Here is a 10,654-nt window from a genome sequence, read left to right as displayed (position 1 = left end):
GTCATCACCAGCATATCGGGAATGCAACGCAGATAGGCAATATCGTAGCAACCACCATGAGTTGGGCCATCTTCCCCTACCATGCCCGCACGGTCGATGGCAAAAAGCACATCCAGCTTCTGCACAGCGACATCATGAATCAGCTGATCATAAGCACGCTGCAGGAATGTTGAGTAGATCGCAACAACCGGCTTGAGCCCTTCACAGGCCATGCCTGCAGCCAGTGTCACACAGTGCTGCTCAGCGATGGCCGCGTCAAAATAACGCTCCGGAAAGTGATCCGCAAAACGAATCAGGTCAGAGCCTTCTTTCATGGCTGGCGTAATACCCATCAACCGCTCATCTACTGCGGCCATATCATACAACCACTGCCCAAAAACGTTGGCGTATTTGGGCTTTCTGGGGGCAACCACTTTCGGATTCGCCAAGGCATGAGGTTCCAGCTTGGTGATGGCATGGAAACCAATAGGGTCCTGCTCGGCGGGATTGAACCCTTTCCCTTTCTGAGTCACCACATGCAAAAACTGAGGTCCTTCCAGGTCTCTCATGTTGTGCAAGGTGTGAATCAACATGGGCAGGTCGTGACCATCAATCGGGCCGATATAGTTGAAACCCATCTCTTCAAACAAGGTTCCGGGAATCACCATTCCCTTAACGTGTTCTTCGGTTCGTCTTGCCAGCTCCCAGGCACGGGGAATAACATTCAGAACCTTTTTACTGCCTTCACGAATGTGGTGGTAAGTCCGGCTGGCAAGTATTTTGGCCAGATAGTTGGAAAGCCCACCAACACTTCTGGAAATGGACATATCGTTATCATTAAGAATCACCAGCATATTGGCCTTGACATCAGCTGCGTGATTCATGGCTTCATAAGCCATACCCGCCGTCATGGCACCATCGCCAATCACCGCTACAGTGCGTCTTTTTTCACCCTTGGCCCGGGCGGCAATTGCCATGCCCAGCGCTGCACTGATAGAAGTACTGGAATGCCCGACACCAAAAGTATCAAACTCACTTTCCTCTCTTTTCGGGAAAGCAGCGAGGCCATCCTTTTGTCTCAGGGTTGACATTCTATCCCTGCGACCGGTCAGAATTTTATGGGGATAAGCCTGGTGTCCCACATCCCAGACCAGACGATCTTCTGGCGTATTAAACATATAGTGAAGTGCAATGGTCAGCTCCACCACACCAAGCCCGGCACCAAAATGCCCCCCTGTCTGCCCGACGGAATACAATAAAAACTCCCGCAGCTCCCGAGCCAGTTGAGGCAGCCGGGATTCATCAAGTGCGCGAAGTTGTTCCGGATTATTTACCTGGTCCAGTAAAGGAGTATCAGGCAGTGTCTTGGGTATCTCGTGAAACATGTGCTCGTAGTAACGTCTGGGATGATCCACTGGCTGGCATTGTACACCCAACCTGACAGGAATAGCATCGCACAATCTTGCAGGTGGCAAAATTCCTGATGCAAACGACAACATTAATAGCTTCTTAGAATAATGTAATCGGCAATCTGGCGAAGAAAATCAGCACCATGGTCAAATCCGGAAAGGGCACTGATCGCATTATTGTGAAGGTCTCTGGCATAGGCTTGCGCTGCCTCCAGCCCCATCAGGGAAACGTAAGTTGGTTTGCCCAGAGCCATGTCCGCTCCCTGAAGTTTGCCAAGCGTCTGCGTATCGGCAATAACGTCCAGGATATCGTCCCGGACCTGAAAGGCAAGACCAATGGCTCTTGCATAGTGATCCAGTGACTGCAACTCCTCAGCCTGCAATAGTCCAGCACATATTGCTCCCATACGGACACTGGCCCGAATCAGAGCACCGGTTTTATGGGTATGCATCAACTCAAGCTGCTGCTGGTTTAGCACCGTCCCGGCGGCACACTGGTCCATTGCCTGACCACCAGCCATACCAGCCAACCCCGAAGCCTGACTGAGAATAGTCACCAGCTGCAATCGAACACTGTCAGCCAAGGTTGATTCAGGGCATAAACGGGCATTGCCCAGCACCTCAAAGGCCAGACTCTGCAGCGTATCTCCTGCCAGAATCGCGGTTGCCTCATCGTATGCCTTGTGGCAGGTTGGCTTGCCCCTGCGCAAATCATCATCATCCATTGCCGGCAAGTCATCATGGACCAGCGAGTAGGCATGAATTAACTCAACAGCACAGGCTGCAGGGTTCGCCTGCTTGAGATCCCCACCAAAAGCTTGACAGGCGGCATAAACCAGCGTTGGCCGCACTCTTTTGCCACCATTAAAGACACTGTATCCCATAGCTTCCAGCAGCAGGGGGCTGACCTGACTGTCATCAGGCAGGACTGTGGAGAGTGCATTATCTACCTGTAAACGACACTGCTCGATAAATTTTGAAAGCGGCACAGGGCTTGCCATTATCACTGCCCTCTATCTGCTGAGGTATCTTCAGCGTCAGCAGCAAATGGCTCTGTGGTCAGCTCACCATTTTGCGTAAGCAACTGTTGAACTTTCTGCTCAGCATCGGTTAATGCTTTCTGGCATCCACGGGTCAGTTTAATGCCCTGTTCAAAGGCTTTCAGAGATTCTTCCAGACTCAAATCCCCGGATTCCATGTTCTGGACCAATGTCTCCAGCTCAGCCAAAGACTGCTCAAAGGCAAAGCTCTCAGTTTCCACCGTATTTTTTGACATGAATAAGCCTGTTGAAGAAAACAGTCATAGCAGGTTATCAACGAGCTATAAGTAGTTAACGAGAATAGTTGGCGAAAACGATGTTCACACCAGTTTGACAAACCGCTTTCGACCATCCGCAATGATCAAATCATTATCCCGTTGGCCGATATTCAAAGCAATGATCACGGAGCTTGATGATGGAAGAACAACGGCGAGCAGCCTACCAAAACTCAAGGCTGGGCCAGATCCTGATAACAAAAGGGTATATCTCAGAAGAGCAGCTTGATGCAGCCATTCACCGATCAGAAAGCCATGACCAACTTCTTGGAGAATACCTTATAAGGCGTCGTATGATTTCAAGATGGCAGTTACGCAGGGCACTGTCTACCCAGAGTCAGCGTCGTTTATCCGCTTCCCTGTCATTGGCGCTGCTCACTCCGGTTTACCGACTGTTGGCGAGAGAAGATGCTGAGCCCATTGATAAGGCACTGGAAACACTGCTCAAGCCTCTTCTGACATCAGACTCTGCTAATCCATTTGAATTCATCCCTGATTTGTCGATGATTGACAGACACAACGGTCTGATTCGGCTACGGATCCCAAGCAACTATGGCGAGCTGAACTTTGACGGGCTTCAATTAACGCACGATGGCAGTAAAAACCACCTTGAGCTGTCCCTGGCAGATCTTGAGCTGGGTAATGCCAGGTTATTTATCCGAACCATACATAACCAGCTTGATCCTCTCGTTGGCAGGTAAAGAGGCCACTTAAAAAAGTGGCCCTCGCTGATATATATTAAAGATCTGTTACCGTAGTACGCTTGACGTTGCCCCTGTCAGAGTCGTCAACCGGGCCACAGCTGTGCTCGGTCCATACGTCTGCGTCCATGGTTTTATCAAGGAAGGGAAACTTGCGACGATTGAACACTGGTCTCACACCGGACGCAACCTGATCATCAAAGTCCTTGAGAACCTGCACTACAATACCAGAAAGCACCAGGATAGCTGTCAGGTTAATCAGCGCCATAATACCCATGGAAGCGTCAGCAAAAGCCCATACGGTGGGCAGGTTGCTGGTAGCTCCCCAGATTACCATACCCAGAACAGCCAAGCGGTAACCATTCACCAGCCAGTTACTATCCATGATGAATCGCAGATTTGATTCACCGTAATAGTAGTTGGCGATGATCGAACTGAAAGCAAACAACAAAATTGCCGCAGCTACCAGGTGCTGACCGATCGGGCCCACCTGGCTGACCAGAGCCAGCTGCGTCAACTCGATACCGGTAACACCGGAACCGTCCATTACTCCAGACATCAGGATGATGGAAGCGGTCGCGGTACAGACAATGATCGTGTCCATAAATACACCCAGCATTCCCAGCAGACCCTGATTGGCAGGATGGTTGGAGTGTGCCGTTGCGGCTGCGTTAGGGGCACTGCCCATACCCGCTTCATTGGAGAATAAGCCACGCTTGATACCCTGCTGCATCGCCTGGGATACGGCGTAACCCGCCCCACCACCGACAGCGCTGTCAAGACCGAAAGCGCTCTTGATGATCAGGCTGAAGACCGCTGGCAGCTCTGAGATATTCATAAATACCACCACCAAAGCCACACCCAGATAGCCAAGGGCCATGATCGGCACGATCATCTCTGCCACTTTGGCAATGGCACGAATACCACCGAAGATGATCAGGGCACTGACTATTGCCAGAGCAATACCAATAGCTTCCGTTGGAATCCCGTAACTGGTGAATGCGGCAGCAATGGAGTTAGACTGAACACTGTTAAAAGCGAAGCCAAAGGCAATTATCAGGGAAATGGAGAAGACAACACCTAACCAACGCTGCCCCAGGGCTTTCTCAATGTAGTAAGCCGGGCCACCACGATAAGTACCGTCACCGTTATTGGTCTTATAGAGCTGGGCAAGAATATTTTCGGCAAGACTGGTAGACATACCCAGAACGGCAATCAGCCACATCCAGAATACAGCGCCTGGCCCACCCATGGTAATTGCGACCGCAACGCCCGCCATGTTACCAGTACCGATTCGTGCGGCAAGACTTGTGCAAAATGCCTGAAACGGAGAGACATGAGTGGCACAATCAGTGGCCCGACTACCCATCATGGTTTTCATTGCCAGGGTAAATCGGCGAATTTGAACAAAACGGGTTTTTAACGTGAAAAGCAAGCCTGCACCCATAAGCAGATACATGAGAATACTGCCCCAAAGCAGGCCATTGATGGAGTCTATTAAGTTATTCATAAAATTTCCGACGCATTGTGTATTATCAATTTTTATTTCAAATCCAAGTTTATAACATCAGGAAATAAACCCTGAATACTACGTATAAATACCCTCTAGCCACACAATAGAAGCACTTTAAAAAAATACTGAAGCCCTAAAACAACATGGCATCATACAAGGCCACATAACCAAACACAGAAGTACGCACAAATCGTCCCTTGGTACGTACAAATAACAGGTAATTCCATTGACCTATTGAACAAGAATGCTTGTAAATCAACCGGATTCACAAACTAACAGGACTTGGTCTCCTGAAAATTAGCATGATCAATACGTTCAAGAGACTCCCCGGACTCAGGTTTATTAACCCATACATCCTTATCAATCGTTCGATCCAGAAAAGGAAAACGGCTACGGTTAAACTCAGGGGAATTACCCGATGATGAGTGTAAATCGTAATCTCTCAATACCTGCATGACCGGGCCACTGAGTAACAGGATGATCACAAGATTAATCAGTGCCATCAGTCCCATGGCAAGGTCTGCAACCATCCAGACTGTCTCAAGAGAAGCAATTGAACCAAGAAAAACCAGAAATACGACAGCGCTTCGATAAATTAATAATAAAAGCGAGCTGTTATGGATAAACAGAAGGTTTGACTCGCCGTAATAATAGTTGGCAACAACCGATGTAAAGCCAAAAAAGATAACGGCAATGGAAATAAACCACTTCCCCCAGTCACCGACAATATCGGCGAGCGCAGCCTGAGTCAGCTGGACACCATTCAGGGTAGTACCTGAGTCCAACTGGCCGGATAACAATACGATGGCAGCTGTCGCTGTACAGATGACAATGGTATCGATAAAGACGCTGACCATGGATACGATGCCCTGGGTCGCCGGATGGTTTGGTTTGGGCGTTGCTGTCGCTGCAGCATTGGGGCCACTGCCCATGCCAGCTTCATTTGAAAACAGGCCCCGCTTGATGCCCTGCATCATGGCCTGCGCCACGGAATAACCAAGAGCGCCGCCTGTGGCTGAATGCAGACCAAATGCACTGTCAAAAATCAGCCTGATAACCGCTGGCATTTCATCCAAACGGCAAGCCACAACACCAAAGGCAATGAGCAGATAGGTCAGAGCCATTACCGGAACCACCAACTCTGCAAAATGCACAATCGAGTGAATTCCTCTGAAAATGATAAAGGCAGTCACACCGGCAATGACCAAGCCAACCAGTACCGGGCTTACCGTCATCTGGCCAGAAACTGCCTGGGATACCGAGTTGGCATGAACCGCATTGAAGACAAACCCGAAGGTCATTAACAACAGACCAGAAAAGAGGATACCCAGCCAGCGCAAACCGAGCGCCTTATCCATGTAGTAGGCAGGGCCGCCACGGAAAGTTCCATCTTTGTTGTTGGTTTTGTAAAGCTGTGCCAGCGTATTTTCAACAAAGCTTGAGGCCATACCCAGCAGGGCAACGATCCACATCCAGAACACAGCACCGGGTCCACCGATGAAAATAGCAATGGCAACTCCGGAAAGATTTCCGGTTCCAACGTGTGCAGCCAGACTGGTACAAAGAGCCTGAAAGGAAGATATTTCATTACCGGATGTCTTTCGAGCCCCCAGCATCAGCTTCCATGCGTGAAAAAAATAACGAAACTGAACAAATCGACTCCTGACAGTAAAGTAAACACCTGCACTTAGCAGCAAATAGACCAGTAAGTACTCCCAAATGACTGTCGTAATTTCTGAGAAGAGCGTACTCATTTGAGTTCCAGTGATTTCACACCACACTAGAATAGCAGAGAATTTTTAATACAAAGTGGAATTTTCCAGAATAAAGACTGCCCAAAAAGACAAAAAATAAAAAATGCCTATGATTATCAATAGCTAAAGCCCTGTCCGAGGCAATAATGACTTGGCCCTGTTGACTTTTTTTTGCAAGCTCAGCGCAAAGCGCAATCTGACTCAGAAAGGCCTCAGATTGCACGGGTGTGGCTTATTCTACGCAAGGTCGGCAAAGCAGTTGGTGCTTTTCTTGACCACCGTGTATCAGAGAGGCCCTATGACTTACAGCAATAAAGTCCTAAACTGTTAGAAACCGTTATGTTCAGGGAGTGAACACAAATGTCTCAGCTGATTCAGGAATTCAAAAGCGAACATGTGCAAATCAGTGACTTACTTTTACAGGCGCGTGAAGTGGGCGTTGGTAACAAGCAAGGCCGGGATTTGATTCTTTCCGCAAAAAAAATGCTGCTGGCTCATTTAAACAAAGAAGATAAGTACCTGTATCCTGTATTGCGGGAAGCCGCTGAGAAGGATGAGAATTTAAAATCTACCCTGACTGACTATGCGCTTGATATGGATAAGATTTCTGCCGACGTGATGGTTTTTTTCGCCCTGTATGAAAATGGCGATAATACCAACGAAAACTTTCAACAGGACTGCAACAACATTATCAAGGCACTGAGTAAGCGTATTAGCAAGGAAGAAGCGGTTCTTTACAAGACTTACGATAAAATCAAAGGTATCTTCTAAAATCGTCCGCTCAAAGGATCGGCTGGTTCTCAGCCGATCATGAGCCCTCTCTAGAAAAATACGAATCCAAGCAACATCACGCCCAGAATCATCCGGTAGATCACGAATGGCATAAGTCCGATACGGTTAATAAATGCCAGGAAAAAATGCACACAGAGCCAGGCACTGACAGCGGATACCAGGGTTCCAAGCGATAGTGTCTGCCAATTCACTGGCACGGTGCTCTCTGCCAGATCCAGCATCAACAGGCTACCTGCGCCCAGAATCACGGGAATTGACAACAGGAACGAGAACCGGGCTGCCGCATCACGGGTAAAGCCCATCATCAGGGCTGCAGTCATGGTAATACCAGAACGGGATGTTCCCGGTATCAGTGCCAGCGCCTGGGCAAAGCCGATCAGCATCGCCTGCCTGAAAGACATCTGCTCCAGGGATTGAGTACGCTTGCCCTTAAGGTCTGCCCAGCCCAATAAGGCACCAAAAATCAGGGTGGTACCGGCAATAACCGCAACGGTGCGCATTGCCTCATCCAGCCCCATTTTTTTCAGGGCCAGACCAAATACCACGGCGGGCAATGTGGCAAAAATCAGATACCAGCCAAGACGGCTGTTAACGGTAGCCCCCTTCCCCAACAGAGAACCCAGCCAGTCCCGGGCAATGGCAAAAAGGTCTTTCCAGAAATAGGCAATGACGGCAGCCAACGTACCAATGTGCACAGCGACGTCAAAGGCCAGCCCCTGGTCTGTCCAACCAAATAGCTGGGCTGGCAAAATCAGGTGTCCCGAACTGGAGATGGGAAGAAATTCAGTGATGCCCTGGATCAGCGCCAGGATGATGGTCTGTAGAGTGTCCATAACGATCCGTCCGTGTTCTTAACGTTCTGATTTTTTCATAGCCACTTTATCCCGAAGGTAAACCGGCATGGCCTGCTCCGCAGGCAGCACTTTACCCCGTTTAAAGTCGGCAGCTGCCAGCAAGGCTATATCCCGGGCCCTGGGCCAGGCTTTAACCTGACAATCGACAACAGTGGCAGACAGCCGATTTTTGAACGCCCAGCCAGTTCCCATGCCAAACCAGTGCCCTTCCATAACCGGTACCACAACATGTTCCGGGGTGGTTACTGTCTCTGCAGCAACCGGTACCATCAATCCATTACACTCACAAAACGCCCCCCAATAGACCTCATTCATTCTGGCATCTATAGAACTCAACACGTTTGATGCCTTGAGTTCCCTGAACCCCTGCTGAGCCAGGGCAGCCAGCGTCGAGACCGGGACCACAGGCAGATCAACCGCAAACGCCAGCCCCTGAACCATGGCGGTAGCCACCCTGAGGCCGGTAAATGCTCCGGGGCCCCGGCCAAAGGCCAGGGCATCGAGCTGCTTAAGGCTTAAACCGGCACGGGACAGAATGTCGTCAACCATTGGCAGCAGATCACGACTGTGTCGACGAGGAGTCAGCTCAAAGCGTTCGATCACTTCGCCATCAAGGTCAAGGGCAACAGAACAAGCCTCCGTTGCGGTATCAAGAGCAAGCAGTTTCATAGGGAGTCTTTACTGTTATGGTGAGCATGGCCGGGGGGCTTTGAAAAGACCAGAGGTTTATTTCCACCGTATTTTCGGTCATTACAGAAACCGGCGAAACTTTTTCAAACCCCCGACTGTTAATCGGTAATGAAAGCTCAGTCAATAGCATCAGGTATTGACGGGTTTCAGCGCGTACAGCACCTGCTGTCTGATCTGATCAACGGTACCAACACCTTCAATGCGACTGTAACGGGTATCGCCACCCGCTTGCTGATAGAACTCAACCAGTGGTGCCGTCTGATCATGATAGATACCCAGACGTTTGCGTACGGTCTTTTCTTCATCATCTGCACGTTGCACCAGAGCCTCACCCGTCACATCATCCTTCCCTTCTTCTTTGGGCGGATTGAATACCACATGGTAAGTACGACCACTTTTCGGATGAACACGACGGCCACTCATGCGCTTGACGATTTCTTCATCATCCACAGCGATTTCAACAACGTGGTCAATGGCAACACCAGCATCACGCAGCGCTTCTGCCTGGGGAATCGTGCGTGGGAACCCGTCAAACAGAAAACCGTTGGCGCAATCACTCTCGGCAATACGCTCTTTTACCAAAGCAATGATGATGTCATCAGATACCAGCGCTCCGGCATCCATAACGGCCTTGACCCTGTTGCCCAGCGCAGTGCCGTTTTTGATGGCAGTTCGCAGCATATCGCCGGTAGAAATCTGGGGAATACCATACTCCTCCATGATAAATTGGGCCTGAGTCCCTTTACCGGCGCCCGGTGCACCCAGCAGAATAACGCGCATGAAAAGCTCCTGTTGCCAGCCATCCGTTCTCTGCTAAAAGAGATCATAAGTAGTTAACCAAATGAAATCATATTTTCTGGCCAAGTGGTCATTCACGCTGCGGCGTTACAACTCCTGTCACATAGCTAAGGCTATGCTCCCTGAGTTGTGCCTTGCATAGTAACTGCCAACTTAGCCAGAAATACACGATTCCATCAGGCCAACTACCTATGTAAAGACATCGTCATATGAAGAGACATCGTCTGGCTTGGAATTAAAAGACGTATCTTATTAAAAAGCGGCCAAGATTATAGAGCCTGATGACCAATAGCAAGCCTCTATCTTCAGCCACCTGCCTTCTGCCCAAAAAAACAAGTTGTATGATCTGGGTCAAGCTATTCTGTTAATCAGGGTTCGCGGACGTCTCGTCTCGCCCCCCCACAATCAACGTCCAATGCGAAAGGGTAAAAAACTGTAATGACCCCTCCAACAGGCAAAACAAGCTATATAATCACCCCTCTGGGCAGCCGCCCCTTTGACAAGGCTGAAAAAACCGGAAACGACCATTTGTCATTGAAAAAAGCACAATTGTCCTTCAATGGCCATCTTCTAAGCAAGCTCGGTGATCCTGTTTACCGACAAAGTCTTGGCCAATGCCTGGCCGAAATAAACAGTATAATCACCAAGAAAGATGTCAATCTCAGAATGGTCACCCCCGATCCAGACAATACTGAGCTTCCTTAACAAACAGGTAGCCAGGCACACAATAGGCCCAGTGTTCATGAGTTGCCAGGAGGCTGTCCGAGAATAGACTGCCCGGCTGCGGTTGCGAGAAATTGGTCTAAAAATTCCTGCTTCTTCGTCAAATAGCCCCGCTATTCTCCTCAG

At 49.5% G+C, this 10,654-nt stretch carries 11 protein-coding genes; 3 read left to right on the top strand and 8 right to left on the bottom strand.

Going from position 1 to position 10,654, the window contains the following annotated elements; genetic code table 11:
• The 3 genes from dxs to KDK14_RS05900 all read right to left on the bottom strand — a co-directional run.
• Nucleotides 1-1,364, bottom strand: a 1,364-nt coding sequence (gene dxs, locus KDK14_RS05910; protein ID WP_257264091.1) for a 1-deoxy-D-xylulose-5-phosphate synthase, incomplete at its 3' end; no start/stop codon positions are given.
• Between the two features lie 113 nt (nucleotides 1,365-1,477).
• Nucleotides 1,478-2,389 carry a (2E,6E)-farnesyl diphosphate synthase gene (gene ispA / locus KDK14_RS05905; RefSeq protein WP_257264090.1) on the bottom strand — a complete coding sequence of 304 codons (912 nt, stop codon included), beginning with the start codon at nucleotides 2,387-2,389 and terminating at the stop codon, nucleotides 1,478-1,480.
• Between the two features lie 2 nt (nucleotides 2,390-2,391).
• Nucleotides 2,392-2,664: an exodeoxyribonuclease VII small subunit gene (locus KDK14_RS05900; RefSeq protein WP_257264089.1), complete on the bottom strand. Its 273-nt coding sequence runs from the start codon at nucleotides 2,662-2,664 to the stop codon at nucleotides 2,392-2,394.
• Nucleotides 2,665-2,840: 176 nt separating this feature from the next.
• Between KDK14_RS05900 and KDK14_RS05895 the strand changes: the two genes are divergently transcribed.
• Nucleotides 2,841-3,404 (top strand): hypothetical protein, encoded by a 564-nt coding sequence (locus KDK14_RS05895; protein WP_257264088.1) that lies wholly within the window; start codon nucleotides 2,841-2,843, stop codon nucleotides 3,402-3,404.
• Nucleotides 3,405-3,441: 37 nt separating this feature from the next.
• Here the strand turns inward: KDK14_RS05895 and KDK14_RS05890 are convergent, their stop codons facing one another.
• Both KDK14_RS05890 and KDK14_RS05885 read right to left on the bottom strand, forming a co-directional pair.
• Entirely contained in the window at nucleotides 3,442-4,914 is a 1,473-nt protein-coding gene (locus KDK14_RS05890) for a sodium:alanine symporter family protein (RefSeq protein WP_257264087.1), read from the bottom strand.
• 275 nt (nucleotides 4,915-5,189) lie between these two features.
• Entirely contained in the window at nucleotides 5,190-6,671 is a 1,482-nt protein-coding gene (locus tag KDK14_RS05885) for a sodium:alanine symporter family protein (RefSeq protein ID WP_257264086.1), read from the bottom strand.
• 360 nt (nucleotides 6,672-7,031) lie between these two features.
• Here KDK14_RS05885 and KDK14_RS05880 point away from each other — a divergent pair, with 360 nt between their 5' ends.
• Nucleotides 7,032-7,442, top strand: a complete 411-nt coding sequence (locus KDK14_RS05880; protein WP_257264085.1) for a hemerythrin domain-containing protein — start codon at nucleotides 7,032-7,034, stop codon at nucleotides 7,440-7,442.
• 50 nt (nucleotides 7,443-7,492) lie between these two features.
• Here the strand turns inward: KDK14_RS05880 and KDK14_RS05875 are convergent, their stop codons facing one another.
• The 3 genes from KDK14_RS05875 to adk all read right to left on the bottom strand — a co-directional run bounded on the left by KDK14_RS05875 (nucleotide 7,493) and on the right by adk (nucleotide 9,787).
• Nucleotides 7,493-8,296: an undecaprenyl-diphosphate phosphatase gene (locus KDK14_RS05875; protein WP_257264084.1), complete on the bottom strand. Its 804-nt coding sequence runs from the start codon at nucleotides 8,294-8,296 to the stop codon at nucleotides 7,493-7,495.
• A gap of 18 nt (nucleotides 8,297-8,314) precedes the next feature.
• Complete coding sequence (tsaB, locus tag KDK14_RS05870) at nucleotides 8,315-8,986, bottom strand: tRNA (adenosine(37)-N6)-threonylcarbamoyltransferase complex dimerization subunit type 1 TsaB (protein ID WP_257264083.1); 672 nt, start codon at nucleotides 8,984-8,986, stop codon at nucleotides 8,315-8,317.
• Nucleotides 8,987-9,136: 150 nt separating this feature from the next.
• Nucleotides 9,137-9,787, bottom strand: a complete 651-nt coding sequence (adk, locus tag KDK14_RS05865) for an adenylate kinase (RefSeq protein ID WP_257264082.1) — start codon at nucleotides 9,785-9,787, stop codon at nucleotides 9,137-9,139.
• A 456-nt stretch (nucleotides 9,788-10,243) separates the two neighbouring features.
• Between adk and KDK14_RS05860 the strand changes: the two genes are divergently transcribed.
• On the top strand, nucleotides 10,244-10,510 hold the full coding sequence (locus tag KDK14_RS05860) for a hypothetical protein (protein ID WP_257264081.1): 267 nt from the start codon (nucleotides 10,244-10,246) through the stop codon (nucleotides 10,508-10,510).
• The last annotated feature ends 144 nt before the right edge of the window (nucleotides 10,511-10,654 follow it).

Source organism: Endozoicomonas sp. ONNA2, from assembly GCF_024606365.1.
In the GTDB taxonomy this organism is placed as follows: domain Bacteria; phylum Pseudomonadota; class Gammaproteobacteria; order Pseudomonadales; family Endozoicomonadaceae; genus Endozoicomonas.
This window is presented reverse-complemented; position numbering and strand designations above follow the sequence as displayed.

What these genes read in the sequence shown, in the direction of transcription:
- ispA (WP_257264090.1), bottom strand. Translation starts at nt 2,389, where the DNA reads ATGGCAAGCCCTGTGCCGCTTTCAAAATTTATCGAGCAGTGTCGTTTA.
- KDK14_RS05900 (WP_257264089.1), bottom strand. Translation starts at nt 2,664, where the DNA reads ATGTCAAAAAATACGGTGGAAACTGAGAGCTTTGCCTTTGAGCAGTCT.
- KDK14_RS05895 (WP_257264088.1), top strand. Translation starts at nt 2,841, where the DNA reads ATGATGGAAGAACAACGGCGAGCAGCCTACCAAAACTCAAGGCTGGGC.
- KDK14_RS05890 (WP_257264087.1), bottom strand. Translation starts at nt 4,914, where the DNA reads ATGAATAACTTAATAGACTCCATCAATGGCCTGCTTTGGGGCAGTATT.
- KDK14_RS05885 (WP_257264086.1), bottom strand. Translation starts at nt 6,671, where the DNA reads ATGAGTACGCTCTTCTCAGAAATTACGACAGTCATTTGGGAGTACTTA.
- KDK14_RS05880 (WP_257264085.1), top strand. Translation starts at nt 7,032, where the DNA reads ATGTCTCAGCTGATTCAGGAATTCAAAAGCGAACATGTGCAAATCAGT.
- KDK14_RS05875 (WP_257264084.1), bottom strand. Translation starts at nt 8,296, where the DNA reads ATGGACACTCTACAGACCATCATCCTGGCGCTGATCCAGGGCATCACT.
- tsaB (WP_257264083.1), bottom strand. Translation starts at nt 8,986, where the DNA reads ATGAAACTGCTTGCTCTTGATACCGCAACGGAGGCTTGTTCTGTTGCC.
- adk (WP_257264082.1), bottom strand. Translation starts at nt 9,787, where the DNA reads ATGCGCGTTATTCTGCTGGGTGCACCGGGCGCCGGTAAAGGGACTCAG.
- KDK14_RS05860 (WP_257264081.1), top strand. Translation starts at nt 10,244, where the DNA reads ATGACCCCTCCAACAGGCAAAACAAGCTATATAATCACCCCTCTGGGC.